Genomic DNA, 26,788 nt, shown 5'->3' with positions numbered 1-26,788 from the left:
TGTGGACGTTATCTTATTACAACGCATTAAGAACCTTGGTAAATTAGGCGATAAAGTATCAGTTAAAGCTGGTTACGGCCGTAACTTCCTTATCCCTCAAGGTAAAGCAGTTGCAGCTACTGAAGCTAACACTGCTGCTTTTGAAGCTCGTCGTGCTGAACTTGAGAAGCAAGAAGCTGAAGTTTTAGCTGCTGCTCAAGCACGTGCTGAACAATTGAATGAAGTTAACATCGTTATCACTGCTAAAGCTGGTGACGAAGGTAAACTCTTCGGTTCTATCGGTACTCGTGACATCGCTGACGCATTAACGAATGCTGGTCTTACAGTTGACCGTGCAGAAGTTCGTTTACCAAATGGCGCGCTTCGTCACACTGGTGAATTCAACATCGCAATCCAATTGCACCATGATGTTGTTGCAGAAGTTCTCGTTACTATCGTATCTGAGTAATTTCTCATCAAAAAAAGAGCATGCTTTTGCATGCTCTTTTTTTATATTTAGAATTTTAAAATAAGATATATTAATTCCTGATCAGTTCTTTAGTTTAATTGGTTTTTTAATTAGGTAGTTTATTTAATTTTGTTTTAAGATAGTTCTCGGCTTTACAGCCTCTTTGTGTACACCTTCTTTATCATCAGGTCTAATTATGTCTCAGGCGAATGCCACTTCTTTAGCGCTTTCATCTCCAACAGAAAATAAAACGAGTGAATCAGGCCAACTTAAAGAGTTTCGCACTCCCCCACACAATTTAGCCATTGAACAAGCCGTTCTTGCTGCTCTCATGACAGTTGCCGAATCTTTTGAGCAAGTCAACGATGTACTCAAAGAAAATGATTTTTACGCAACTCGTCATAAATATATTTTTCGCGCAATTGAGAAATTAGCGCAGGAAAATTCACCCTATGATGCTGTCTTGGTAAGTGACTGGCTTCTAAAACAAAATTTACTTGATGCTATTGGTGGCGAAGAATATTTAATGCAGCTCATGGCTGATTCACCATCAAGTTTCTACAACTTAGAAACCTATGCCACTAAAATTAAAGAATTTTCTACCCTACGCAGTATGATTAAAGTTAGTACTGAAATCTTACAAAATGCTTATGACACAAAAGGTCGTGGTGTTAGTGAAATTTTAGACTTAGCTGAAACGAGTATTTTCTCTTTAGCAGAACAACACAATAATAATAAAAAAGATGCAGGCCCTAAATCTATTAGTTCTGTTACCGCAGACGTAATTAGTAAATTGGATGAGCTTTCAAAATTAGATGGCAATATTACAGGTTTGACGACTGGCTTCTTAGAACTTGATAATAAAACATCTGGTATGCAGCCGGGTGACCTAATTATTGTTGCTGCACGTCCCTCAATGGGTAAAACTACTTTTGCCATGAACTTGGTTGAGAGCGTTTTGCAATATAACAAGTTACCTGCCCTGGTCTTTTCAATGGAGATGCCAGCAGACTCGATTGCAATGCGTCTTATTTCTGCAATGGGTAAAGTCCATCAAGGACATTTACGTTCGGGTAACTTAGATGCAGATGAATGGACCAAGGTGACGGGCACAATTTTGCAGCTTCAACAAATGCATTTGTATATTGATGACTCTTCTGCCTTACCTCCAACCGAACTGCGTGCCCGTGCGCGTCGTGTTGCCAAAATGCATGATGGTAAAATCGGTTGTATCATGGTCGATTACTTGCAGCTCATGAAAGTTCCTGGCATGGGTGATAACCGTGTAGGTGAGATTTCAGAAATTTCGCGTAGCTTAAAAGCGTTAGCGAAAGAAATGCAATGTCCTGTTATCGCACTTTCCCAGCTTAACCGAAGTCTCGAAAACCGTCCAAATAAACGCCCTGTAATGTCTGACTTACGTGAATCCGGTGCGATCGAGCAGGATGCCGACTTAATTATGTTTATTTATCGTGATGAGGTTTATAACAAAGAGTCAAAAGAAGCCGGCACCGCAGAGATCATTATTGGTAAGCAGCGTAACGGTCCAATTGGTTCAGTTCGTCTTGCTTTTGAAGGTCAATATACTCGATTTAGTAATCTCTCTCCTGAGTATTACAGCCAATATGATGATGAAGAATAAACTCTATCTCTAGCCCAAAGGAGTAAATAAGGGTGCGCCAAGCAACAGTTTATATTGACCGCAATGCACTTCAATATAATTTAAACCGTGTCAAACAACTCGCAAAAAATTCAAAAATTGTAAGTATGGTGAAAGCTAATGCTTATGGACATGGAATCAAAGACTGTTTAGCAGCCTTAAATGCATCAGATGCCTTTGGTGTCGCCTGCCTACAAGAAGGTTTGGAAATTCGTGAACTCGGATTTCAACAACCTGTCACTTTAATTGAAGGGGTATTTTCTGAAGATGAAATGCCGACTGCAATTGAACAACAATTTGAATGTGTGATTCACCATCAACAACAATTTGAATGGTTAATTAAACACAAACAAGCTTACATCGCCCAAGGTTTAAAAGTCTGGGTTAAACTCAACAGCGGCATGAACCGTTTAGGTTTTAAAAATCCAGAAATTATTGAAGTTATTAAGACTTTAAAATCTGAAGGATATACTTGTGTACTTGCAATGCATTTCGCAAATGCAGATGTAGACCACCCGCTTAACGAACAGCAAAAACAACAATTCTTACAAGTTAAACAAGCGTGTGATCCAGTTTTAGCATCTTGCTGTAACTCTGCTGCTATTTATAAGTGGCCAGAATTACATTTTGATTATGTTCGTCCCGGTATCATGCTTTATGGTGCCTCACCTTTTGCCGATAAAACGGTTCACGAACTTGACCTAAAACCAGTAATGACTTTCTCAGCAGAAGTAATTGCACTAAATCACATTCAAACGAATGAACATGTCGGTTATGGCTCTACTTTCTGTGCTAAGCAAGCAATGGATATCGCGATTGTTTCTATAGGTTATGGTGACGGTTATCCACGGGCTTATATTAAACAGAACTATGTGGCTATTGATAAACAGCTCTGTGCGGTTGTAGGACGAGTGAGTATGGATATGCTAGCAATCGATGTGACAGGTATGCAAGTAAAATTAGGCACCCAAGTCGAGCTCTGGGGCCAACATCGTTTAGTTGATGATGTCGCGGACGCAAATGGAACCATAGGATATGAATTACTCTGTCGCTTAAGTAATCGTCCTACTCGTAAAAGCAGTTAAATAATAAAATATAAAAAAATCCAAGCATGCTTGGATTTTTTTATTTAAATATTCAAAATTTTATCGCCAATAATCATCAGTAGGTTTTGGCATTTCCTGTAATCCACGACGTAAAGTATCCGACCATTGTTTACTAATCTGTGAAAAATAAGGATCATCTTCGGTAATTCGTTTTCCCATTGGAATCACAAAACTATCTTTGATGTACACCAATGCATCAAGTGGCAAGCCAACAGAAACATTTGAGCGTAAAGTCGAATCAAAAGAAATCAGGCTACAACGCAATGCATCATCTAGTGGCATTGCATAATATAAAGCTCGATCCAGAATAGGCTTTCCGTATTTACTTTCACCTATTTGAAAATAAGGTGTATCTGTCGTTGCACAAATAAAATTGCCCTGAGGATAGACATTATAAAGTTGCATGTCACCACCTTTAATCTGCCCCCCCACCAAAATACTACAGGCATAATTCATTTGTTCTTGAGTGTCTGAGCTAATATCTTCTAAAACAGTTTTTAAGGTTTTGCCAATCAGTTCAGCCGCCTCAAACATCGTATTAACACTATATAAATTAGGTTCTTGCTGCAAAGTTAGCGCATTTTGCAAATGACCAATAACGGCTTGAGTTGTTGCTAAGTTACCTGCGGTTTGCAAAGCAATAAAACGTTCTCCGGTAACGCCAAAAGTATGCAGCTTTCGGAACACAGAAATATGGTCAACTCCTGCATTGGTCCTCGTGTCACTAATAAACACTAAACCTTGTTCCAATCTTAGCGCACAACAATAGGTCATTTCATTCTCTTTACATTCAACATGCCAATACTTGAACCACAGACATCATGCTCTCAACTCCACCTTGCTCTCTTACACCACGAATAGGTGCTACATCGAGATAGTCACGACCCACAGCAAGGTAGATGTGATGTTTGGGTGTAAACAACTGATTGCTTACATCAAAACAATACCACTGATTTTCTAAAAATACCTCCGCCCAAGCGTGACTGGCAAGGTGCGGATAGTTTTGATCAAATAGATAACCAGAGACATAACGTGCAGGTAATTGTAACGCACGACACATCGCAATTAAAATGTGCGCATGATCTTGACATACACCTTGACCTGCATGAAATGCTTCAATGGCAGTTGTTTGAACCGATGTACTTTCAGGCTGATAAAGTATTTTTTGCAAAATATATTCGCTTAATAACGCTATATGCTGTCGATCTTTGACCACTACAATATTTTTGGCAAAGTCCAACATTTCCGAATCACATCGAGTTGCACCTGTCATCTGCAAAAACAAATTAGTTGGTGTAGAGAGATTTACATAACCCAGCTCTACATCTTGAAGCTCAATAATTCCTTGGGCCATAAAAGTAAGATGTTGGTATGAATAACGTTGACTAGCCGTCATCCATACATTGTTAAATATATCTCGTTTTATCGTTTTATCGCCTGGCACGCTAATTGCCCAATTCATAACATATTGATGAGGCGATGTTTGAGGCATCATTTTAATATACTGAATACTGTTCCGAGCAGTTTCAGTATAGCTATAATGCGTTTGATGATTAACCATCAATTTCATAATCAGCCCTCAAACATATTTTCCAACTGCTGTGTGAAAGTATAATAAGCGTCCCACGTAAGTTGCTGCTTCAGTACTTGCCAATTCTCATCTATATTTTCCCAATTCAAATTAGCAAGCTGTTGCACCAAAATATCTAACTCTAATAAGAGAAAAGATAAATCTTGTCCAAAACGTAGTTCTATATCAAATTGCTCTATTTTTTGGCCTAAATGCAAAAATAAACGAACATCTTCATGTTCCGCTTCTAATATTTGAGTGCATTGTTTGACAGCTTTATTCAATGCATTAGGTTCAGGTTGAAGCGTGTTGATCACATTGTTTAATTCCGCATAAGCGTGTGATGACAAAATACCTCTTAGTTCCTGAATATTATCTTTAGCAATAATGAGTTGGTTCAGTAATGAAAATGTTTGCTTCTTGTCTAACATATAGTGATTTAGTAATTCAGCATTTTCTATGACCAAACCAAATGCTGCTGCAAATTTTGTTGCTTTCTCATCTTGTGTAAAAGGTAAATGAGAGGCTGCAAATTTAACTCGCATCAAATATCGACCCAACCAATATATTTGATGCGCACTCGAATTGAGTAAAACCATAAAGTTCCTCTTTAACCCACAATCAGGAATGTAATGTTTCGACAACCCATGTATCTTTTATACCGCCACCTTGTGACGAATTTACAACTAAAGAACCAGGCTTCATGGCCACGCGTGTTAAGCCACCAGGTACAATCTCTGTACGATATGGTGAACTTAGTACAAATGGACGTAGGTCAATATGGCGCTCAGCCACCCCGCCTGTCGTTAAAGTTGGGGCAACAGATAAAGCTAGAGTTGGTTGTGCAATGTACATATGAGGCATCGCAATCAATTTTTTTCTAAACTCATCAATTTCACACGAGCTTGCTTTAGGCCCAATCAACATGCCATATCCACCCGAACCTTGTGCTTCCTTCACGACTAATTGATCAAGATTAGAAAGCACGTAATCTAAATGTTCGTCTTTACGACACTGATAAGTAGGTACATTTTTTAGAATTGGTGTTTCATCCAAATAATATTGGATCATTTGGTCTACATAAGGATAAATAGATTTATCATCAGCCACACCTGTTCCCGGTGCATTTGCAATCACCACATTTTTTTGCAAATAAGCAGACATAAGACCTGCTACACCCAACGCACTGTCTGGTCGAAATGCTAAAGGATCTAGAAAATCGTCATCTAAACGGCGATAAATTACATCTACTTTTTGACGCCCACGAATAGTTTTGACAAATACTTGATCATTTTCTACAAATAAATCTCGATTTGTAACCAGTGGCACATCCATTTCACGTGCTAGGAAAGCGTGCTCATAATAAGCACTATTAAAACGCCCTGGTGTTAGCACCACAATAAAAGGTTGATCTGCAGAAGAATTTTCTTGCAATATTTCTTTTAAAAGTTTTGGATAATGCTCAATCCCTTGTAAATTATTGGCTGTACATAGCTCAGGCATTAATTTCTGGCTAATATTTCGGCTCTCAATCATATAAGACACCCCAGAAGGTGTTCTCAAATTATCTTCTAATACAAAAAACTCCCCTTCACCATCCCGGATAATATCGATCCCGCTAATTTGTGAATAGATTTTTCCTTTTAAAGAATGTTTAAGCATATGGGGCTGGAAAGCATCATTTCCCATAATTTGTTCTTCGGGAATGATTTGTTCTTTTAAAATATGTTGTCCATGATAAATATCATCTAGGAAATAATTTAATGCTTTAACACGCTGTGCACAGCCTGAGGCAATTTTTTCCCATTGTTTTTTCTCGATTACTCTTGGAATTAAATCAAAAGGAATAGTGCGCTCCGTTCCTTCTTTATCGCCATAAACATTAAAAGTAATCCCATGATAAAGAAAATGCTGTTTTGCTTGGGTATTTAACTCCTTTAACTCATCTAAAGTACGGATGCTTAACCATTGTTCAATTTTTTTAGAAGCTGCACCATTCGATGTGACATCATCAAGCATCTCATTAAAGAACTGTGATTTAAGTTGCTCAAAGAGATTGGTTTGCACAGAAATATGTTCTAAAAAAGAGGTTGGGTTAATGAGTGCTGTTGTTGTCTGCTCTTGTATAAAAAAATCATTATCTAGATGTAATTCATGCTCTTGTTCTGACATAACCACCTCGTCTTATCATTTATCTATATTTCATTTTTAAATAAGCAATTTCAGTGCCACTTATATATCTCTAATACTTGTTCGGCATCATTGTTATAACTTTCTTCTAAATCTTATCATCGTTTGCCCAATGGGCTATAAACTGAATCTGACAAACTTGCTAAATCTGTAAAGATTTTTTATTGTGTTGACACCAAAGCAATTGGATATAGATGTATTACGCTTATGTCTGTAATAGAAAAAGAAACTTCGAATAGTTTATATCGCCAATGGCAGATCTTGTCTCGCCTACCGACCGGTAAATGGATCGGGACTCGAGAATTACAAGAAATGCTTGAGCGAGAAGGTATTGAAATCAGTTTAAGGACTATTCAGCGTGACTTAAATCAAATTGCTCAGCGTTTTCCGATAGAGAGCAACAAAGCCGTACCTCAAGGCTGGCGGTGGCAATCAGACGCCCCTATCCAGAGCTTACCCCATATGACAAGCTCTCAAGCAGTGACATTTATGATGGTTGAGGAGCATCTTAAGCACTTACTTCCTCCAAGCCTGCTTGATGAGATGGGACCATGGTTTGATTTAGCCAAACGCAGCCTCTCTACTCAAAATAATGTGAGACAGTGGATTAACCGTGTACGTATTGTTCCTGCAAGCCAACCTCTTATTCCGCCTGTAGTTGATCGAAATGCTCAACAAGCAATTTATGAAGGCTTGCTTCAAGACAAGCAAATTGAATGTATTTATAAAGCACGGGTAAATCAGGGAGAAGACAGAACCTATGTTTTAAACCCATTGGCTTTGGTACAAAAAGGTGCAGTCATTTATTTAATTTGCACACGACATGACAAAACCGAAGTACAAACATTTGCCTTGCACCGTTTTAAATCAGCAAAAGTATTAGATAGTCGAGCACTGCATCCAGTCAATTTTGATATTGATCATTATATTGACTCAGGGGCTTTAGGCTTTAGAGTGGACTATAACCAACCAACTGAATCAATTCAGCTCACCTTAACCATGACCGAGCAAACTGCGAAAACTTTTTATGAAAGTCAGTTGAGTAAAGATCAAACCATTACCCCAATTGAAGAAAATATTGTCGAAGTTACGGCGACCGTACCATTTACATCCCAACTGGTGTGGTGGTTACGGAGTTTCGGTAAAAAACTGCTCCATATTGAACCAGTTCAAGTACACAATGCTGTACGAGAGATTGAAACTGATAGTAAGTAGATATAAAAAAAGAGAACCATAAGGTTCTCTTTAGATTTTGAATTATAATTTTCTTAATTTTATATTCTTCTTATATTTTTACTTGTGTTCAGATCAAGATGTTCTCCCCCACCAAAATTGATCTGCTCTTTCTTTTGCGCTATTTTGAACATGAACATTGGCATGCCATTTCATATCCATTGTAGCGAATTGATTTCATTGTCATGATTAAAGCCCTCTTGTTTGAACGTGAATTCAATATAACTGGCGGCTTAAAATATGTGAAATAAGAAAAAAAGGAAGCAAAATCTCTTTTCCTCCTTAGGAAGTTTCCATATATTTTTTGAACAGAAAATAAAAAGGCCCAGTCTTAACTGGGCTAGAAAATTACGCTAAAAGATCAAACACGAATAAAACCAATATGATCACTCTTAAGAACTGATTCACTAGTTTCAATTGAAGAGGATAATAACTTAATAACCAAATAATTAATAAAGCAGCAAAACTGAGTATACCAATCCAATAACATATACCAATAGACCCTCCCCAATGATAAATTGAAAGAGCCAATGCGATTACTAAAATGCTATAACCAGTGATCAAATACCAAATATTGTATTTTGCTTGCAAAACTTTTTGAAACACTTGTTGTTGATGACGAGACATAGAAAAACAAATGTGTAAAAAACCAAGCAGACACAAAAAATAAATAAGGAAAAAATCAATCATTGACCTTCTCCTCTCGCAACAACACTTTCAAGGTTTATATTTTTTTTAGTTTTGTGGATACCAGCTACTTTGTGTTTTTTTACTTTATAAAAAATAAACAACAAAATCATTCCAAGAGCCAAACTCATCAAATCAAAAGTTGCTACTACCCATTGAGCCTCTGCAATACTGCTCCAGATTACTCGCCCACCTGTTAAAGCATTTAAGAGAGGAATAGCACAAAATAAAATAGCACCGAACAAAAGTTGCTCTAACCAAGCATTTCGATGTGGGCGTAAAGCCGCATGTAGCAGAGTTAACAGCCATACAATAAAGAATATTTTAATTTCTAAAAAACTACGATTTTCAGTGGCAACTGGAATTAAACGGTTTGCGTAAAAATAACCAGCTGTCGCAATTAATAAACCAGAAATTGATGCAATATTTAAAACCTCAACCAAACGATAGCCAAAATTTTTATAGCCCTGCTTTTGTTGCTGAGGTGCACGTTTGATACACCAGAGAACTAATCCTGATGCAACCATTACTGTTCCTAAAATACCCGAAAAGAATAATAGCCAACGTAGTCCCAAATCAACACCACGGGCTTCGTGTAATACAGTAACGGTATTATAAATACCGATAGGAACACTAATTTTGAGCTGTTGAGGCTGAGAGATTAACTCACCTGTAACACCATTAAAAATTAGTGTTGGAACAATCGCTCGATTTAAAATACTTTCTGAGTATGTAGCACGGATTTCTACCTCACTGTTTTGACGGTTTGGTGAAATGATATTGAAGGACGCAACTGGATTATCGCCCCATAAATTTTGTGCTTGAGCTAACATTGGTGTTAAATCAGCAAGAGGTGCCTTTTCAACCTCCAAACGACTTCTTTCTTTATTTAATCGACCCTTTTCCCCTTCACCATGTCCATTGCGTTTACTGCTATCAAGTTTTTGTGAACTAGAAGCGAGTTCAGCAGATCGGATAGTTTCTCCATTCAGCTGCGCGCGCTGTGCTTGTAAAAAATGCAGCCTTCCCTCCGGAAATAAAGCAGAAACACCGTAAGGCATTAATGAGTACATCAATAATAGTAAGCCACTAAACGTAATCATAATATGAAATGGCAAAGCTAGTACTGCTGTTGCATTATGGCCATCCAACCAAGAACGCTGCCCTTTGCCCGAACGAAATGTAAAGAAATCCTTAAAAATTTTTTTATGTGTAATCACACCACTGATAATCGCGACAAACATAAGTACTGTCGCGATACCTACAATCCAACGTGCCCAGCCACGAGGCAGGCCATAAAGCTCAAAATGAAAACGGTAAAGAAAACCACCTCCACGAGTTTCACGTGGCTGAAGTTTTTCACCAGTGACTGAATCCAATATGACACGTTCACCACCTCGACGTGCTCTTGGATCTTCGTTTTCACCACGAATCGTAATATCAGTCGTGGTACTGCGTGCATTTGGTAAATTGATATTCCATGCCGAAGCATTTGGAGCATTTTGCTGTAAATAAGCGATAGCTGATTGTAATTGCTGAGACTGATCTTTACGATTTATGGACTGATGTAGTTCAGGCTTCATCCAAATGGAAATCTCATTTTGAAAAAAGCTTAATGTTCCCGTCACAAAAATTGCATATAGCAACCAACCTAGAACTAAACTCGCCCATGTATGTAACCATGACATCGACTGACGCGGGCTTTCTGCATTTCCATCAATACGCATTATATTATTCCTTTCAGTCCCCAATAGAATATAAATAAAAGTACCGATGGAATCACAACTCCCCATGTTGCTCTTTGAGTACTATGATTTATAAAAACCCATATAAATACAGAAACATAAATAATAAAGGCTAACATTGTTGCAGATAAAACAGCATCTACAGGATGAGCTTTGAATAAATAACTCAATACAACACAGGCTAAAGCAGAAAGAATATATCCACCGATACCAGCTAAAATAAATCGATAAAAAATCATCCATCTATATTTTGCAGGAACTACTTTATGTTTTACTTTTCTTTTAATCGAACGTTCTTCTGCAATTAAATTGCATGGTTCAGTCGTTAACATATGAGACACCGAGATAACTTTAATTTAAAACTATTGCTTATATAAAGTCAGTTCTAGACCTATAATATCCGGAGGTAAATCTTCAAGTATTTTTTCAAGTTTCTTATTAATATTTTCATCATGAAATAAAACAGATAAGCCTGTTTTTGAATCAAAAATATTAATACCTACTCGTTGATCTGCAGATTTATAAATACTTTTGTTTTTACCATAGAATATTCGCTTGATTAAGCCATGATTTTCTAGGTCGACTAAAATACGATAAATAGAACCTATACTGATCTTTTCTTTTCCAGCAAGCAGCACATAAATATCTTCGGCTGTTAAACCTTGTGGATTTTCTATAAGCAAATGGAAAAGTACAACACGGGTACGTGTAGCAGCTAATCCATTTGATCTTAGTTTTGAGGCAATATTCATTTTGCAATTTGATATAAAAAGCTAGCTAGAACATATAGCTAGCTTTTATAAGTTTAGAATGAATACTTCAAGGATGCATAATAAGCACGCCCTGGTTCATTATAAGTTTGATTTATAGACGTATCGCGCAACTTCTGCTCATCAAACAAGTTGCTTATACCAAGACGACCGCTTAGATTTTGATTAAATTTATAACCAAAATTAATACCAGCAATACTGTAACTTTTAATTGTTTCACGGTTCAGCGAAGCATTACGAGTTTCTTCATATTGCATTGGTTTTTGACGGCCGTATTGGGTATATACGAAATTGACATCCAAAGCATCGGTAATGTCATAGTTAAGAATAGAATTAATGGTATAGCTCGGTACAATCGATAATGGATTCCCGGTTTCTTTGTTAATTGAGTCTTTCATCCAAGTAAAGTTGTTTGTCCAACGAATATTCCCCCAATCTAGGCCAATACTTCCTTCAAGACCTTGCACCAACGCTTTAGGAATATTTGTCCATTGTAGAAGTCGATATGTTGAACTTCCAACTTCAACAGAATCTAATACAGTTGTACCAGAGGTAATCTTATCTTTATAGTCATTACGGAACCATGCCAAGCTAGCATTAACAATATCTTTCTCAAACTGGATTCCCAGCTCTTTATTAATAGATGTTTCAGGTTTTAGATCAGGATTACCTAATAAATAGCAACTGCCACTATCTACAGATACGGGGCAACCATTTCCTCGGGTAAATAATAAATATCCTTCAGCTGTTTGATATAAATTTGGAGTTTTGTATGCCTTTGCAATACCACCTTTTAAAGTGAAATACTCACCCAGCTTTTGAGTAAGGTTTAAGCTAGGGCTCCAGTTACTGCCAGACTTACTATGGTCATCAAAACGTACCGCTAATACCGCATTGGTACTATCAGTCAGCTGTACATTATCTTCAACATATGCCGAAGCAATCCGCGAATTCATCTTTGTACGATCTGCTGGCAAATTAATAATGCCAGATGCATCGGTTTGTGTAGTATTAGCCGAATCGGTAAAATCGTCTTCAACCCACTCAGCACCGACAGTTAGATTTTGTGGGCGCCAAACTTCAAAAGGAATATTTGCCTCAGCATTAAAACGCAATGTTTCCAGCAGTGAAGTTGAGCGATCAGTACTGTTAATACGCCCTTCCGGTCCGCCCGCAAGCCCCTCTGTCAAACGTTTGTTTTTCGTTTGATCATACGAAGCTACAAACTTGCTCTTACCCCAAGTCCAATCCCCTTCATGCGTTAATGCATAACTATCACGATACATCGTGTTGGTTTCGGTACCTAATAGTGAATTTAATAAAGCATTCGCTTCTGGATCTGTTGCATCAACATTACTATTTTGAGTATCACCAGTATACTCATTACCTTGGCGACTTGATGCGACATCTAATAAAACAGTTTGCTGATCTGTCATCTGCCACGCTAAACGTGCATTAATATCTTTATTTTCTACCCCTTCACGCGCCCCTGCTCGAGTACCACTCTCAGTTATAGGATTAATATCTGGGTCGTCCGAATCAGTTTTATTGAAATTACCATATACGCGATAGGACAAAACATCTTTAATAATTGGGCCACTCAGCGTTGCACTCACACGGCTACTACTACCTTCTTTGCTGTCTTCAGGTTGATTGGTATATACCTCGACTGAGCCATGGGTTTCATTAGTAACTTTTTTGGTAATAATATTAACCACACCGCCCATTGCACCGTTCCCATAACGGGCAGCAGCAGGACCACGTAAAACTTCTATCGACTCAATCGCATCGGCAGGCACCCAATTAGAATCACCACGAGTATCACGCTCTCCACGCCAACCGTAACGTACTGAATTACGTGAAGTCGCTGGTTTGCCATCAATTAAAATGAGTGTGTTTTCTGGCCCCATTCCCCGAATATCAATTTGACGATTATTGCCACGTTGGCCTGTAGAACTGTTTCCAGTGAGATTAACACCAGGCATGCGGCGTAAAATCTCAGAGATATCATTTACAACAGGTGTTTTTTCTAAATCTTCAGATGTGACTACCGATACGCCTAGAGATTGCTTCACCTGCTCTTCAGCAGTCACAACAATTGTATTCAACTTGACAGTTTCCGTTTCTACCTCCTTATCCGTTGCCTCTGCCGACTCAGCCATGGAGCACATACTAAATAAAATTGAAGCAGCCAAAACAGAACGTGGAATATTGAACGCGGACATACTATGCCTCCCCTCAGAGATTAATGATGAGTTGCAACTGCAAATAATGAGTTAACGCATAGTAACAAATAAAAATATAAATACAAATAAAATAGATAATCGTTCTCATTTATTTTATTTAAATATTAAAATTCAACAACTTAATTTATAAAACTTATATTTTTAAAATCAAAACAAAAATAGCAAGCTTAATAATTTATAAGCCCGCTTCTTTTATCATTATTTCTGCTCTTAAATAAGAAAAAGAAAATCAGATATATTATTTAGGATTGTTGTTAATAACAGTTTCAGTAAAATTAAACTTCACACTAATAGCACGTTTAACACATGCTCCTTTTACTGTGTAAGTCTAATAGTCCTTACTGTTATGTTAATCACAATACTCGCAATGTTGATTACCCCTTCCACATATATTGAAAGCTCAACCCGCATCTTTGTCGCCCTTCATAGATGATTCATTCTCAATCATTCCAAATGTCTATCAATTTTGTCGCATACATTTTACTCATCTATAAGCATGAAAAAATGGATAAAAAATGAAGAAAATAATAATCATTACCAAATAATTAAAAATAATATTAATTTTCAAATATTTAAAAATAACAAATTTTTAACATTAATTATAAAAACTTAAAAATTTCATATTAAATTATAATTCTGTCTTAATGATTTACATACTTTTACAATACAAATCACTTATTTTTATAAATTTTGACTCATAAAAAAGCCCAGTCTTAACTGGGCTTTTTCTACATTCAAATGATTAAGCTGTTTTCTTAATCATATTGTTCTTACGAATTGTGATCATTACAAGCTGAACAGCTGCTGGCGTAACACCAGGAATACGGCTTGCTTGAGCTAATGTTTCCGGAAGAACTGTTTTTAATTTCTGGGTAATTTCGCGAGATAAACCAGACACGACATCATAGTCAAAATCGGCAGGAATTTTGGTTTCTTCAAGACGTTTTAATTGAGCTACATCTTCATGCTGACGGTTAATATAACCTTCATATTTCACAGCAATTTCGATTTGCTCGCCCACTTGCTCTGAAACTTCAGAACCAGTAAGTTCTGCAATTTGACCAAAGTTGATGTTAGGACGCTTAAGCAAATCAATTGCGCTGCATTCTTTACTCAAATCAGCACCCGTCATTTCAACGAATTTTTTACCCATAGGGTTATTTGGTGCTGCCCATAAATGTTGTAAACGAGAGGTTTCACGCTCAACTGCTTCCATTTTTTCACAATAAGCAGCCCAACGTATATCATCAACCAAACCAAGTTCACGACCAATAGACGTCAAGCGCTGATCCGCATTATCTTCACGCAACATCAAACGATATTCAGCACGTGAGGTAAACATACGATACGGTTCTTTAGTACCCAACGTAATCAGGTCATCAACTAGCACACCCATATAAGCTTGGTCGCGTTTAGGTGTCCACTCTTCTTGCTCCCACGCACGGCGTGCAGCATTTAAACCTGCCAGTAAACCTTGTGCACCAGCTTCTTCGTAACCTGTTGTACCATTAATTTGACCAGCGAAATACAAGCCATTAATCGCTTTAGTTTCGAGGGTAAATTTCAACGCTTGCGGATTGAAATAATCATATTCAATTGCATAGCCCGGACGTAAGATATGAGCGTTTTCCATACCACGAATTGAGCGTACAAGCTCAAACTGAACATCGAACGGTAAAGAAGTCGAAATACCATTAGGATAAAGCTCATGTGTATCTAGACCTTCTGGCTCCAAGAATACTTGATGTGAATCTTTATCAGCGAAACGGTGAATCTTATCTTCGATTGATGGACAGTAACGTGGTCCAACACCTTCAATAACACCTGTATACATTGGTGAACGATCTAAACCACCGCGAATAATATCGTGAGTTTTTTCGTTTGTATGAGTGATATAACAGTTTACTTGTTCAGGGTGCATAGAAGCATCACCCATGAAGGACATCACTGGAGACGGGAAATCACCCGGCTGCGGAATCATGACTGAAAAATCAACTGAACGTGCATCAATACGTGGTGGAGTCCCAGTTTTTAAACGACCAACAGGTAGTTTTAATTCACGTAAACGCTGAGCAAGAGCGATAGAAGGAGGATCCCCCGCGCGACCGCCACTTGATTTTTCTAAACCAACGTGGATCACACCACCCAAGAATGTACCTGTAGTCAACACAACCGTTTTCGTATCAAAACGGATACCCATTTGAGTCACAACACCTTTAACGGTATCGCCTTCAACAATTAGGTCATCAGCTGCTTGCTGGAAAATATCAAGATTCGCTTGATTTTCCAAAGTCTCACGGATGGCAGCTTTATAACGCACACGGTCTGCTTGAGCACGTGTTGCACGCACAGCTGCACCTTTACGTGAATTTAAAATACGGAACTGAATACCACCTTTATCGGCAGCTAAAGCCATTGCACCACCAAGTGCATCAATTTCACGTACTAAGTGAGACTTACCAATACCACCGATTGCTGGGTTACAACTCATTTGGCCCAAAGTCTCAATGTTATGGGTCAAAAGCAAAGTCTGTCGTCCCATACGCGCAGCAGCAAGGGCCGCTTCCGTACCTGCGTGACCGCCACCGATAACGATAACATCATAAACTTTAGGATAGTGCATGAGTACAAAAACACCAGAAAAAAAAGACGGAACATTATAGCAAAATTATCTGGTTATTGATGTACATAATTACAAAATTGTCTTCACATAATTTACGGTACGCCACATGATTTGACATTTTGTTTCATGAATTCAATACAAAGTGAATGTTTTTAAAATTAATTCATCTTAGAATAAAAAATGTACAGCACTTCTATGACTTTAAAATTAACGCAACGAGAAGGAATACAAAATGAAAACGACCATGTTAAAAATCTTAACTGCATCTCTAATTTGTTTTTCAGGCGTAACTTTTACCCATGCTGCTGACACGAGCAAAGCCGAAATGCAAAAACAAATTCGAGTCTGTGCAAAAAAACAGCAAGGTGAATGGGTTTCTTACAATCACAATGGTGTGATCTTTAACGGTACTTGCCAACCAAATGAAAATGGCAAGTTACAATTTAAAGCCCCTGCTCCTTAATTTGTTTTGACCCAAGGTATAGAAGAGATTACTTATTTTCTGCTATATCTCATCAATATTTTCAAAGGCGGTCCATTAAAGATGGGCCGCTTTCTTTTTTAAAATGGTCTAGTCCGCTACAATACGCCTTTAAATAAAATTTTTAGGTCCTTTTCGTGAAGTGGTTACAAATACACATTACCGTTGATCAAGAACAAGTTGAGTTCACAGAAACACTTTTAATGTCTCTAGGTGCGGTAAGCGTAACGCTGGATGATGCTGAAGATCAGGCTTTACTTGAACCATTACCAGGTGAAACACCTTTATGGAACAAAGTGATTGTGACAGGCATCTATCAACAAGACGAACAAGACCCAATTGATGTCGACACTTTAGAAGCTTTCTTAAAAGCTCAACTTCCAGATGTTCCTATGCGCCATGAAGAACTTGAAGATCAAGTGTGGGAACGTGCATGGATGGATTATTATGAACCAATTCAGATTGGGGAAAAGTTCTGGATCGTACCTGAATGGTTAGAACCACCAGAAGCAGACGCAACTAATATTAAGTTAGATCCAGGTCTTGCGTTTGGTACAGGTAATCACGCAAGTACTTTCCTATGCTTACAATGGCTGGGTAAAACTGACGTTAAAGATAAAATCGTGATTGATTATGGCTGTGGTTCAGGCATTTTGGGCGTAGCAGCTTTATTATTAGGTGCTAAAAAAGTATACGCTACTGATATCGACCCTCAAGCTGTTTTAGCCACAAAGCAAAATGCAGAACTCAACGGTGTATTAGATCGCCTATATGTAGGTCTTCCAGAAGAATTTGATCAAGAATTCAAACCTCAACAGGCTGATGTTTTAGTTGCAAATATTTTAGCGGGTCCATTGATGGCACTTGCGCCTGAATTTGCAAATTTAATTAAATCTGAGGGCGAGTTCGCACTTGCCGGTGTAATCGAAGAGCAAGTTGCTGATGTCTCACGTGTTTATTCTGAATTTTTTGATATATTAGATGTCGAAAAGCGCGAAGAAAACTGGTGTCGCATTTCAGGAAAACGTAAAAAAATAAATTGAGATTTTTAACTCATGAATGAAAAACAAACCCGCTGCCCTAAGTGTTTAACAGTCTATAAAGTATCTCTTACTCAATTGACTGTTGCTCAGGGTATGGTTTGTTGCCCTAAATGTGATTTGAGCTTTAATGCATTAACCAATCTGATTAATATTGAACAGCCAGTCATGGTCAATTCAACAGCGTTAACCAATGGTTCAATGCAAACTAGGTATATGACACATTCTCACGTGTTAGATATCTTTGATCAAAAAGTTGAGAACTCTAATATTGATCTATTAACTTATCTCAATAACTTAAATTATTTTCACAACGAACCTATTAATGCTCTACCCAACCTTAATTTAGCTGAGCAAGCATCCCCACAAGAGCAAGACAATAATAAAAAGCATAGCTGGCTGTACTATACACTTTGGAGCTCTGCCAACCTTATTTTGATTTTAGTTTTTACTTTCCAGATTCTTTGGTTTAATCCTAAACTCATGCATGCAAGCCCAACAGTGAGCCATGCATTTAATTATGTTTGCCAAATACTACATTGCAACAAATCAGCAGAACTCTATCAACTTATCTATATAGAAAAGTTAAAAGTTCGCAAAATTGACGCAAGCCATACTCAGTTCTCAGGCATATTGCTCAATCAGAATAATAAAAGTATTGAGCTTCCTAACCTAAAGTTGATTTTTGCAACAGAACCAGACAAAACAGAGGAAATCATATTAACTCCTCAACAATATCTAGTTGAAAATTTACGGGGCATTCAACGCATTCCATCAAACACTCCTTTCCGATTCCAATTTGAGCTAAACAAAAGCAAAAAAAGGCTAGTAAATTATCGATTAGAAATTGTCCACCCCTAAAATGTAAAAAAAGTGAAAAAAAAATAAAAAAAAATGCAGTTAATTTGCTCACTTTTTCCTAGACAATGGTATGATACGCGCCACGAAAGCTTTGACTCATATACTCCTCGCTCTCAATCCAAAAAAAATACTGTTAAGCATGTGTGCTTTTCTACTTTAAGCGCATAGCCTAACTTTTTTTGTTTTTGAGGGGGCTGTAACAAATATTTAATTATTGTTACGCTTATTTTTTATTCAATACGAAGAAATATGGCAAGCTAATTGTTCTTATGTTTTAGAGTCACTGTTTTAGGATCTAAAACAGGACTCCGTATTTTTAGACCACATTTATATACTACTTTACCCAAGTTAGTATTTGATTTTCGGATTAACTCGCATGAATAGCAAATCTCCTATTTTTACTGCACAATCTGATGTTGCTCTTCGCATCCACGTGGATCGCGCAGTTCGCCATTATTTTGCACAATTGCAAGGTGAGCAACCATCTCAGGTATATGACATGGTGCTAGCAGAAATGGAGAAACCTCTTTTATCTGTAGTTCTTGAATATACGCGTGGTAATCAAACACGTGCTGCAGAGATTCTTGGACTCAACCGTGGCACTTTACGTAAAAAGTTAAAAGCTCACGGTTTAATGAGTGAATAAATGATAAAATGCTCACGACGTCGTGGGCATTTTTTTATGCTTATTGGTTTTAATCCGTAGACTTGAAATTGTTGAATTAAACATCATGACTATTAAACGTGCTTTGATTTCTGTATCTGATAAGACAGGAATTGTCGAATTTGCTCAAAACCTTGCAGCTCTAGGGGTAGAACTATTATCTACAGGCGGCACATACAAGTTGCTTAAAGATAATAATATCGCGGTTGTAGAAGTATCTGAACATACTGGTTTCCCTGAAATGATGGATGGTCGTGTTAAGACATTACATCCAAAAATTCATGGCGGTATTCTTGCTCGTCGCGGTTTAGATGAAGCAGTTATGCAAGAGCACAACATCGATCCGATTGATCTTGTTGTTGTAAACCTTTATCCATTTGCTGCAACTGTTGCAAAACCAGATTGTACTCTCCCTGATGCTATCGAAAATATCGACATCGGTGGTCCTACAATGGTTCGTGCGGCTGCTAAAAACCATGCTTCAGTAGGTATCGTTGTAAATGCTTCTGATTACGACACTGTAATTAATGAATTAAAAACTGCTGGTTCACTTTCTTATGAAACGCGTTTCGATTTAGCAGTTAAAGCATTTGAACATACAGCTCAATACGACGGCATGATCGCTTCTTACTTAGGCGCTCGCGTTGGTAAGACCGAAGGTGAAGCTGACTTATTCCCTCGTACGTTCAATACTCAATTGAACAAAGCACAAGATTTACGTTACGGTGAAAACCCACATCAATCAGCTGCTTTTTATGTTGAAGCTAACGCAAAAGAGGCATCAGTTTCTACTGCAAAACAGTTACAAGGCAAAGAATTGTCTTATAACAACATTGCAGATACAGATGCAGCACTTGAATGTGTTAAATCATTCGCAAAACCTGCTTGTGTTATCGTAAAACATGCTAACCCTTGTGGTGTTGCTGTTTCTTTAGACGGCATTAAAGCTGCTTACGATTTAGCTTATGCGACTGATCCAGAATCTGCTTTCGGCGGCATTATTGCATTCAACCGTGAATTAGATGTTGCAACTGCTCATGCAATTGTAGAGCGTCAATTCGTTGAAGTGATTATTGCTCCAAGTATTGCTGATGGCGTACTTGAAGTAACTGGCGCTAAGAAAAACGTTCGTGTTTTAGTATGTGGCGAGTTACCTGCAATTGATGCACGCGCGCCGCAACTTGACTACAAACGTGTTAATGGCGGCTTACTTGTTCAAGATCAAGACTTAGATATGATTACTAAAGATGATCTTAAAGTAGTTACTAAGCGTGCGCCAACTGAGCAAGAAATTGATGATCTTATCTTTGCTTGGAAAGTTGCAAAATACGTAAAATCAAACGCAATTGTTTATGCTAAAAACCGCCAAACTATTGGTGTAGGTGCAGGTCAAATGAGCCGTGTTAACTCAGCTCGTATTGCTGCCATTAAAGCTGAACATGCGGGGTTAGTTGTTGAAGGTGCTGTAATGGCTTCTGACGCATTCTTCCCATTCCGTGACGGCATTGATAATGCGGCTAAAGCTGGCATTAAATGTATCATTCAACCAGGTGGTTCTATGCGTGATGAAGAAGTAATCGCAGCAGCAGATGAAGCTGGTATTGCAATGGTCTTCACTGGTATGCGCCATTTCCGCCACTAATTTAAATTTAGTCCTCCCTAACCCTCCTTTTATTCAGGAGGGTTTTCCACAATAATGGAGCTAAACTCCACCTTGAGGGATAGAGGGGGATGAAAAGGATTAAAGTTAAGGAACAAATTAAAAATGAATATTTTAGTTTTAGGTAGTGGTGGTCGTGAACATGCTTTAGCATGGAAAATCGCGCAAGATACCAAAGTTACTCAAGTTTTCGTTGCACCTGGTAATGCTGGTACAGCAACAGAAGACAAATGTGTAAATGTTCAACTTGATATTTTAGACAACCCTGCAATTATTGCTTTTGCTAAAGAAAATAATGTTGAGCTGGTTATTGTTGGCCCAGAAGCACCTTTAGTGAATGGTGTAGTAGATGCTGCACGTGAAGCAGGTCTAAAAATTTGGGGACCAACTCAATATGCTGCTCAGCTTGAAGGCTCAAAAGCATTTGCTAAACATTTTTTAAAGCGTCATAACATTCCAACTGCTTTTTACGAAGTATTTACGGAAGTTGATGCAGCTAAAGCTTATGTTGAAAAAAATGGTGCACCGATTGTAATTAAGGCCGATGGTCTTGCTGCTGGTAAAGGTGTAATCGTTGCAATGACCAACGAAGAAGCTTTTGCAGCAATTGATGACATGCTTGCTGGCAACAAATTCGGTGATGCTGGTTCACGTGTGGTAATTGAACAGTTCCTTGCAGGCGAAGAAGCTTCTTTCATTTGTATGATTGATGGTAAAAATATTTTACCAATGGCAACTTCACAAGATCACAAGCGTATTTTTGAAGGTGACCAAGGTCCTAATACGGGTGGTATGGGTGCCTACTCTCCTGCCCCAGTGGTAACTTCTGAGATTTTCGAACGCGTTATGACTGAAATCATGCGTCCGACTGTTGAAGGTATGGCTGCTGACGGACATGTCTACACTGGTTTCTTATATGCTGGCTTAATGATTGATGAACAAGGTCAACCACGTGTAATCGAGTTTAACTGTCGTTTTGGTGATCCTGAAACTCAACCCATCATGATGCGCTTAAAGTCATCTCTTGTTGAATTGGTAGAAGCTGGTATTGCTGGCAATTTACCAAAAGAAGCTGAATGGGATGAACGTAAGTCAATCGGTATCGTACTTGCATCCGAAGGCTATCCTGATAGCGTACGCAAAGGCGATGTAATTTCAGGTATTGGACAATCACCTGAAGATACTAAAATTTTCCACGCAGGTACTGCAACTCGTGAAGATGGTCACATCGTGACTTCTGGTGGTCGAGTTCTTTGTGTAACTGCGTTGGGTGACAGCGTTCTTGAAGCACAGATTAATGCGCTTGAAGTATGTGGACAAGTTACATTCACAGGTATGCAATATCGTAGTGACATTGGTTACCGCGCAATTGCACGTGAAAAAGCTGAGTAAAAACTCAATTTATAGAAAGTCCTCTATGAAAGAGGACTTTCTATTTTATTTTCACTTATCAAAAGATTTCATATAAATCCCAATTTTTATTCACTTCCAATCAATCAGATCGAAACATGTCCACTATATTGAATATGTTTTTATTGATATGATTAGTCAAAGCGTTGGAACTTTTCACAAAGTTATTGTGCCTTTAAATATTAGGGCTCATCATCTAATTCTGTTAGGGATAATAGTTATTTTTAACATTGAATACTTTTAGAGATCGTTTAAGACTGATAACACAAAATAAAACTGTTGTGAAAATAGTTTTATTTAGCTCAGCTTATGACGGCAAATCAAGTATCTGAAGAATTAGAAAAGAGTTATAAGTGATAACTTTTAGTATTGAAAACTTTGTGATGTTGCAACAAAACTTATTTCTTTTCTAGTTGAGAGCCAACTCGAATAGTTGATTTCTCACTTAATCAGGACTTTTTTTACATGAAAAAGCTGATCAGTCTTTTTTTAAGCGTGTCTGTGCTATTACTTGCAGCCTGCGGTAAACAACAAAGTGAACCACAAGCTGGAAAGAGTGGTGATTCATCACAACTTCAAACTGTGGTTATTGCCTCAACTGGTTCTGACGCTGATATCTGGCGTTATATTTCGACTCTACCAGAAACTAAAGCTGCTGGTATTAAGCTTGAAGTGAAAAACTTCACTGATTATGTTGCAATGAATACAGCTGTAGCAAATAAAGAAGTTGACCTAAATGCATTCCAATCTTATGCATATTTGGTTGCTTTCAATGCATCAAACAAAGATAAAATTGCTCCAGTTGCTACAACTTATCTTGAACCAATGGGTATCTACTCAAGTAAACATAAAAAAGTAGAAGAATTCCCTCAAGGTGCAAGCATTGCAATTCCTAATGATGCAGCGAATGAAGCTCGCGCGTTATTGTTATTACAAAGTGCTGGCTTAATCAAACTTAAAGCTGACTTCGATCCTGCTAAAGGTACACCAAGTGATATTATCGATAACAGCAAAAAAATTGATATTAAACCAATTCAAATGGCGACAGCTGTACGCGTAAAAGATGAAGTTGATGCGATCGTTTTAGGTAATACGTTAGCGTTAGAAGGTGGTCTGAACGTACTTAAAGATTCTATCTACTACGAGCCTGTTGACCAGAGTACTAAACTGAATGTAAACATTCTTGCAACAGCTGAATCTCGTAAAGATGACCCAATTCTTCAGAAGGTTGGTCAGCTATACCACACTGAAGCTGTTAAAAAATACGTTGAACAACACTTTGGTGGTACAAAAGTTGACGTGAATCAGCCAATCAGCTACCTCACGGAAGCTAAATAGTAATATAATAGCTGCAACGCGAAACAGGCAAAGACTCTTTGCCTGTTTTTTCTTTTTAGCATAGTTTTTGACGACATGATTCAATTTAAAAACATTTCAAAGCACTATCAGCTTAAAGGCCAAACCATACGAGCTCTGGACCAAATTAATTTGGAAATTCCAGAAGGAAGTATTTTTGGGATTATTGGCTATAGTGGTGCAGGTAAAAGTACTTTAATCCGCCTGATTAACTTACTTGAACGACCAAATGAAGGTCAGGTTATCATTAATCAAAAGGACTTCACTGCTTTGGATGCGCGTTCATTACGTCAGGAACGTGCAAATATTGGTATGATTTTTCAGCACTTCAATTTGCTACAAACCAAGACGGTTGCTGAAAATATCGAAATGCCAATGCGTCTGCTGAATTACAATAAGGCAGAACGTGAAAAGCGCTTAAATGAGTTATTGGAGTTCATTGATCTTAAGCATAAAAAAGATGCTTATCCTGATGAACTTTCTGGCGGCCAAAAGCAACGTGTCGGTATTGCTCGTGCTTTGGCAAATCATCCAAAAATTCTTTTGTGTGATGAAGCAACCTCTGCCCTGGACCCGCAAACAACCAAGTCTGTTTTAGAGTTACTCAAGAAAATCAATCAAGAGCAAAAAATCACAATTGTTATGGTGACCCATGAAATGGATGTCATTGAAACCGTTTGTGATCATGTAGCTGTGATGGAAGCAGGTAAAGTCATTGAACAAGGTTCAACGATTGATATCTTTAGTAATCCTCAACATCCGACGACTAAAAACTTTATTCAGACTGTTTTACATCAACAGTTACCTGTGAATATTTTAAATCAACTCGAAAATCAGCATCACCACAGCATCTACTGTTTACAGTTCTTAGGCCGCTCAGCTCAAGAGCCTGTAATTCAGTCATTGATTAAACAATTTGATATTAGCTTAAATATCTTGTTCGCTAACATGACTGAAATTAATGGTACTGTAATTGGTCAAATGTTTGTACAGCTTCTAGGTGAGCCTGAGTTGATTCAGCAGGCTATCGAGTTTTTAGAACAAAATGAAGTGAGTGTAGTTCAATCAGGAGATCAAGTATGAGAGATTTAATCGTACAGTGGTTAACTGAACTTACTCAGCCGTTCTGGCACAGCTCCCTTTCAATTGACCAGTTTGTAACAGCATTGCAAGAAACATTTCACATGGTGTTCTTTGCGCTTTTATTTGGTGGTATTTGGGGATTCATTCAAGGGATTATCCTGCTTGTAACTCGTCCAGAAGGTATTTTGCCGAATAGATTCATTTATCATTTACTCAACCCGATTGTAAATGCGTTACGCTCTCTGCCATTTATTATTTTACTTATTGCAGTGATTCCTCTTACCAAGTTATTGGTAGGCACTTCAATTGGTACATGGGCAGCGATCGTTCCTTTAACTATTTACGTTGGGCCCTATATGGGACGTCTGATTGAGACTTCCTTGCTTGAAGTAAATGAAGGAATTATTGAATCTGCTCAAGCAATGGGTGCTACACCTTGGCAAATTATCTCTCGCTTTGTTTTGCCAGAAGCACGCAGTTCACTCATTTTAAACCTAACCACAGCAACCATCAGTTTGATTGGCGCAACAGCAATGGCTGGTGCAGTTGGTGCAGGTGGTATTGGTGATTTAGCTATTTCGTATGGTTACCAACGTTTTGATACAAGCGTTGTAATTTTAACAGTGATTGTTCTATTGCTCTTAGTACAGATTGTACAGACACTAGGCAACTGGCTCGCAAAGATACGTTAAATTATCGATTATAAAAAGCTCCCTTCAGGGGGCTTTTTTTGTTTGATATGAATCTTTTTTATCAAACAGTTGAGTGCGTGAGTTAATACCATTTTCTGTTATGATCAAAATCAGTGATTATTTATTTACTTTTTGGATTTGGTTTTAGGATAAAACAATGCGTTATAGAATTCATTTTATTGATGTGCAGAATGCCCTCCAAAACTATATCTGGATTTTAGAAGATACTGAAACCCAACAAGCCGTTGCAGTTGATCCAACAGAAGCAGAACTTGTTACTCAATTTTGTCAAAATCATCAACTCACTTTAAAACAGATCTGGCTCACCCATTGGCACAAAGACCATATTGGAGGTGTGGCTGATCTTACTGCTGCTCAAAATATTACAGTGTATGGTCCACGTGATGAGCTTACAAAAATTCCGGGAATCACCCACCCCTTACAACATAATGATCATCTAAAGTTTAATGATTTAAAAGTAGAGATTATTGCGACCCCTGGCCACACTTTAGGACATATTGTTTATTTTATTGAAGAATTAGAAGCTGTATTCTGCGGCGACACTTTGTTTGCAATGGGATGTGGTCGATTATTTGAAGGTACGGCTGAACAAATGTATCACTCACTGAGCCGTCTAGCAGCATTACCTACACAAACCAAAGTTTATTGTACGCATGAATACACACTTTCAAATGCTGAATTTGCCTTAACGGTAGAGCCTCATAACCATGCTTTATCTGAACGAGCAGAAGAAGTCCGTGAGCGACGTAAACAAGGATCAATCACCCTGCCGAGTACGATTGAACTTGAATTAGCAACCAATCCTTTTCTTCGTGCAGAAAGTGTTGAAGACTTTGCTCACCTACGCGCCCTTAAAGATAATTTCTAAAATTAATTTTCAATAAAAGATACAGTTTCATTTTAAAAACTGTATCTTTTTGCATAAGGCTTTTTGATCGTAATTATTTTTTACATTTACTTTATTCTTATTTATTCAAATTTTTTGAAAATTTCGCCAAATTTATACTTTTTTTAAAACATGCCAAGAAATAATATTTTAAATAAAAAAGTTTTATTTTTTAGTTACATAACATCCTCACAATTTTATAAAAAACAAAAATTTCCTTTCTCTATCTTACTTTTTTTACAACTTGCAAAATAAAACAAAGTTTTCCCCCTTTAAAAAATCTAATTAAAACCCTATTAATAAATAAGATGTAATGCCACGGATAGAAGGAGTTCTCACGTGAAAAAGGTTGTTAA

Annotated in this window: 24 protein-coding genes; 14 read left to right on the top strand and 10 right to left on the bottom strand. The window is 37.7% G+C overall.

Annotation, left to right across the window (positions count from 1 at the left end; all coding sequences use genetic code 11):
* The first annotated feature begins 1 nt into the window (after position 1).
* From rplI to alr, 3 genes are all read left to right on the top strand, one after another.
* A complete protein-coding gene (gene rplI / locus AWW73_RS00120) occupies positions 2 to 448 on the top strand; it encodes a 50S ribosomal protein L9 (protein WP_000382591.1) in 447 nt (148 codons plus the stop codon).
* Between the two features lie 196 nt (positions 449 to 644).
* The gene (gene dnaB / locus AWW73_RS00115; RefSeq protein WP_002119718.1) at positions 645 to 2,090 is read left to right on the top strand and encodes a replicative DNA helicase; all 1,446 of its coding nucleotides are present in this window, start codon (positions 645 to 647) and stop codon (positions 2,088 to 2,090) included.
* Between the two features lie 32 nt (positions 2,091 to 2,122).
* Positions 2,123 to 3,193 (top strand): alanine racemase, encoded by a 1,071-nt coding sequence (gene alr / locus AWW73_RS00110; RefSeq protein WP_062848366.1) that lies wholly within the window; start codon positions 2,123 to 2,125, stop codon positions 3,191 to 3,193.
* A gap of 60 nt (positions 3,194 to 3,253) precedes the next feature.
* Here the strand turns inward: alr and AWW73_RS00105 are convergent, their stop codons facing one another.
* The 4 genes from AWW73_RS00105 to AWW73_RS00090 are packed head-to-tail and all read right to left on the bottom strand — an operon-like array spanning position 3,254 to position 6,956.
* Positions 3,254 to 3,988, bottom strand: coding sequence for a proteasome-type protease (locus AWW73_RS00105; RefSeq protein WP_002119721.1), 735 nt, complete (start codon positions 3,986 to 3,988; stop codon positions 3,254 to 3,256).
* Positions 3,989 to 4,004: 16 nt separating this feature from the next.
* A complete protein-coding gene (locus AWW73_RS00100) occupies positions 4,005 to 4,784 on the bottom strand; it encodes a transglutaminase family protein (RefSeq protein WP_061874596.1) in 780 nt (259 codons plus the stop codon).
* A gap of 2 nt (positions 4,785 to 4,786) precedes the next feature.
* Positions 4,787 to 5,383 carry an alpha-E domain-containing protein gene (locus AWW73_RS00095; RefSeq protein ID WP_062848365.1) on the bottom strand — a complete coding sequence of 199 codons (597 nt, stop codon included), beginning with the start codon at positions 5,381 to 5,383 and terminating at the stop codon, positions 4,787 to 4,789.
* A 22-nt stretch (positions 5,384 to 5,405) separates the two neighbouring features.
* Positions 5,406 to 6,956 carry a circularly permuted type 2 ATP-grasp protein gene (locus AWW73_RS00090; protein ID WP_062848364.1) on the bottom strand — a complete coding sequence of 517 codons (1,551 nt, stop codon included), beginning with the start codon at positions 6,954 to 6,956 and terminating at the stop codon, positions 5,406 to 5,408.
* A gap of 225 nt (positions 6,957 to 7,181) precedes the next feature.
* On the opposite strand from AWW73_RS00090, the gene AWW73_RS19045 reads away from it, so the two are divergent.
* Positions 7,182 to 8,189 (top strand): helix-turn-helix transcriptional regulator, encoded by a 1,008-nt coding sequence (locus AWW73_RS19045; protein ID WP_057105704.1) that lies wholly within the window; start codon positions 7,182 to 7,184, stop codon positions 8,187 to 8,189.
* Between the two features lie 366 nt (positions 8,190 to 8,555).
* On the opposite strand, the gene AWW73_RS00080 is transcribed toward AWW73_RS19045, so the two are convergent.
* From AWW73_RS00080 to mnmG, 6 genes are all read right to left on the bottom strand, one after another.
* On the bottom strand, positions 8,556 to 8,897 hold the full coding sequence (locus tag AWW73_RS00080; RefSeq protein WP_062848363.1) for a DUF3325 domain-containing protein: 342 nt from the start codon (positions 8,895 to 8,897) through the stop codon (positions 8,556 to 8,558).
* Positions 8,894 to 10,621 carry a PepSY-associated TM helix domain-containing protein gene (locus tag AWW73_RS00075; protein WP_016145827.1) on the bottom strand — a complete coding sequence of 576 codons (1,728 nt, stop codon included), beginning with the start codon at positions 10,619 to 10,621 and terminating at the stop codon, positions 8,894 to 8,896. Before AWW73_RS00075 ends, AWW73_RS00080 begins: the two co-directional genes overlap by 4 nt.
* A complete protein-coding gene (locus AWW73_RS00070; protein WP_065129196.1) occupies positions 10,621 to 10,971 on the bottom strand; it encodes a hypothetical protein in 351 nt (116 codons plus the stop codon). Before AWW73_RS00070 ends, AWW73_RS00075 begins: the two co-directional genes overlap by 1 nt.
* A 30-nt stretch (positions 10,972 to 11,001) precedes the next feature.
* Positions 11,002 to 11,391: a Fur family transcriptional regulator gene (locus tag AWW73_RS18230; RefSeq protein WP_016145829.1), complete on the bottom strand. Its 390-nt coding sequence runs from the start codon at positions 11,389 to 11,391 to the stop codon at positions 11,002 to 11,004.
* 53 nt (positions 11,392 to 11,444) lie between these two features.
* Positions 11,445 to 13,634, bottom strand: coding sequence for a TonB-dependent siderophore receptor (locus tag AWW73_RS00060; protein ID WP_062848362.1), 2,190 nt, complete (start codon positions 13,632 to 13,634; stop codon positions 11,445 to 11,447).
* Between the two features lie 763 nt (positions 13,635 to 14,397).
* Complete coding sequence (gene mnmG, locus AWW73_RS00055) at positions 14,398 to 16,278, bottom strand: tRNA uridine-5-carboxymethylaminomethyl(34) synthesis enzyme MnmG (RefSeq protein WP_057105493.1); 1,881 nt, start codon at positions 16,276 to 16,278, stop codon at positions 14,398 to 14,400.
* Positions 16,279 to 16,510: 232 nt separating this feature from the next.
* Here mnmG and AWW73_RS00050 point away from each other — a divergent pair, with 232 nt between their 5' ends.
* The 10 genes from AWW73_RS00050 to gloB all read left to right on the top strand — a co-directional run bounded on the left by AWW73_RS00050 (position 16,511) and on the right by gloB (position 26,414).
* Positions 16,511 to 16,741 (top strand): hypothetical protein, encoded by a 231-nt coding sequence (locus AWW73_RS00050; protein WP_016145832.1) that lies wholly within the window; start codon positions 16,511 to 16,513, stop codon positions 16,739 to 16,741.
* 155 nt (positions 16,742 to 16,896) lie between these two features.
* A complete protein-coding gene (gene prmA, locus AWW73_RS00045; RefSeq protein ID WP_016145833.1) occupies positions 16,897 to 17,802 on the top strand; it encodes a 50S ribosomal protein L11 methyltransferase in 906 nt (301 codons plus the stop codon).
* 12 nt (positions 17,803 to 17,814) lie between these two features.
* Positions 17,815 to 18,660: a zinc-ribbon and DUF3426 domain-containing protein gene (locus tag AWW73_RS00040; protein ID WP_062848361.1), complete on the top strand. Its 846-nt coding sequence runs from the start codon at positions 17,815 to 17,817 to the stop codon at positions 18,658 to 18,660.
* Positions 18,661 to 19,036: 376 nt separating this feature from the next.
* Positions 19,037 to 19,306: a DNA-binding transcriptional regulator Fis gene (gene fis / locus AWW73_RS00035; RefSeq protein ID WP_001086304.1), complete on the top strand. Its 270-nt coding sequence runs from the start codon at positions 19,037 to 19,039 to the stop codon at positions 19,304 to 19,306.
* Between the two features lie 85 nt (positions 19,307 to 19,391).
* The gene (purH, locus tag AWW73_RS00030; protein ID WP_062848417.1) at positions 19,392 to 20,966 is read left to right on the top strand and encodes a bifunctional phosphoribosylaminoimidazolecarboxamide formyltransferase/IMP cyclohydrolase; all 1,575 of its coding nucleotides are present in this window, start codon (positions 19,392 to 19,394) and stop codon (positions 20,964 to 20,966) included.
* A gap of 123 nt (positions 20,967 to 21,089) precedes the next feature.
* Positions 21,090 to 22,376, top strand: a complete 1,287-nt coding sequence (purD, locus tag AWW73_RS00025; protein WP_062848360.1) for a phosphoribosylamine--glycine ligase — start codon at positions 21,090 to 21,092, stop codon at positions 22,374 to 22,376.
* A gap of 483 nt (positions 22,377 to 22,859) precedes the next feature.
* Entirely contained in the window at positions 22,860 to 23,732 is an 873-nt protein-coding gene (locus AWW73_RS00020) for a MetQ/NlpA family ABC transporter substrate-binding protein (protein WP_057105496.1), read from the top strand.
* Between the two features lie 75 nt (positions 23,733 to 23,807).
* Complete coding sequence (locus AWW73_RS00015; RefSeq protein ID WP_016145838.1) at positions 23,808 to 24,833, top strand: methionine ABC transporter ATP-binding protein; 1,026 nt, start codon at positions 23,808 to 23,810, stop codon at positions 24,831 to 24,833.
* On the top strand, positions 24,830 to 25,525 hold the full coding sequence (locus AWW73_RS00010; protein ID WP_016145839.1) for a methionine ABC transporter permease: 696 nt from the start codon (positions 24,830 to 24,832) through the stop codon (positions 25,523 to 25,525). The genes AWW73_RS00015 and AWW73_RS00010 overlap by 4 nt, the downstream gene beginning before the upstream one ends.
* A gap of 157 nt (positions 25,526 to 25,682) precedes the next feature.
* Positions 25,683 to 26,414 carry a hydroxyacylglutathione hydrolase gene (gene gloB / locus AWW73_RS00005; protein WP_061874604.1) on the top strand — a complete coding sequence of 244 codons (732 nt, stop codon included), beginning with the start codon at positions 25,683 to 25,685 and terminating at the stop codon, positions 26,412 to 26,414.
* Positions 26,415 to 26,788 lie beyond the last annotated feature (374 nt).

Origin of the sequence: Acinetobacter lactucae, assembly GCF_001605885.1 — a bacterium.
GTDB classification, from domain to species: Bacteria; Pseudomonadota; Gammaproteobacteria; order Pseudomonadales; family Moraxellaceae; genus Acinetobacter; species Acinetobacter lactucae.
Note: the sequence above shows the minus strand (reverse complement) of the source record. Positions and strands in the feature narration are given on the sequence as shown.

Coding starts and splice junctions, on each gene's coding strand:
- fis (WP_001086304.1), top strand. CDS start 19,037: ATGAATAGCAAATCTCCTATTTTTACTGCACAATCTGATGTTGCTCTT.
- AWW73_RS19045 (WP_057105704.1), top strand. CDS start 7,182: ATGTCTGTAATAGAAAAAGAAACTTCGAATAGTTTATATCGCCAATGG.
- AWW73_RS00070 (WP_065129196.1), bottom strand. CDS start 10,971: ATGTTAACGACTGAACCATGCAATTTAATTGCAGAAGAACGTTCGATT.
- purD (WP_062848360.1), top strand. CDS start 21,090: ATGAATATTTTAGTTTTAGGTAGTGGTGGTCGTGAACATGCTTTAGCA.
- AWW73_RS00015 (WP_016145838.1), top strand. CDS start 23,808: ATGATTCAATTTAAAAACATTTCAAAGCACTATCAGCTTAAAGGCCAA.
- purH (WP_062848417.1), top strand. CDS start 19,392: ATGACTATTAAACGTGCTTTGATTTCTGTATCTGATAAGACAGGAATT.
- dnaB (WP_002119718.1), top strand. CDS start 645: ATGTCTCAGGCGAATGCCACTTCTTTAGCGCTTTCATCTCCAACAGAA.
- AWW73_RS00020 (WP_057105496.1), top strand. CDS start 22,860: ATGAAAAAGCTGATCAGTCTTTTTTTAAGCGTGTCTGTGCTATTACTT.
- AWW73_RS00100 (WP_061874596.1), bottom strand. CDS start 4,784: ATGAAATTGATGGTTAATCATCAAACGCATTATAGCTATACTGAAACT.
- AWW73_RS00095 (WP_062848365.1), bottom strand. CDS start 5,383: ATGGTTTTACTCAATTCGAGTGCGCATCAAATATATTGGTTGGGTCGA.
- AWW73_RS00040 (WP_062848361.1), top strand. CDS start 17,815: ATGAATGAAAAACAAACCCGCTGCCCTAAGTGTTTAACAGTCTATAAA.
- AWW73_RS18230 (WP_016145829.1), bottom strand. CDS start 11,391: ATGAATATTGCCTCAAAACTAAGATCAAATGGATTAGCTGCTACACGT.
- AWW73_RS00105 (WP_002119721.1), bottom strand. CDS start 3,988: ATGACCTATTGTTGTGCGCTAAGATTGGAACAAGGTTTAGTGTTTATT.
- AWW73_RS00090 (WP_062848364.1), bottom strand. CDS start 6,956: ATGTCAGAACAAGAGCATGAATTACATCTAGATAATGATTTTTTTATA.
- AWW73_RS00010 (WP_016145839.1), top strand. CDS start 24,830: ATGAGAGATTTAATCGTACAGTGGTTAACTGAACTTACTCAGCCGTTC.
- AWW73_RS00050 (WP_016145832.1), top strand. CDS start 16,511: ATGAAAACGACCATGTTAAAAATCTTAACTGCATCTCTAATTTGTTTT.
- AWW73_RS00060 (WP_062848362.1), bottom strand. CDS start 13,634: ATGTCCGCGTTCAATATTCCACGTTCTGTTTTGGCTGCTTCAATTTTA.
- mnmG (WP_057105493.1), bottom strand. CDS start 16,278: ATGCACTATCCTAAAGTTTATGATGTTATCGTTATCGGTGGCGGTCAC.
- AWW73_RS00080 (WP_062848363.1), bottom strand. CDS start 8,897: ATGATTGATTTTTTCCTTATTTATTTTTTGTGTCTGCTTGGTTTTTTA.
- AWW73_RS00075 (WP_016145827.1), bottom strand. CDS start 10,621: ATGCGTATTGATGGAAATGCAGAAAGCCCGCGTCAGTCGATGTCATGG.
- gloB (WP_061874604.1), top strand. CDS start 25,683: ATGCGTTATAGAATTCATTTTATTGATGTGCAGAATGCCCTCCAAAAC.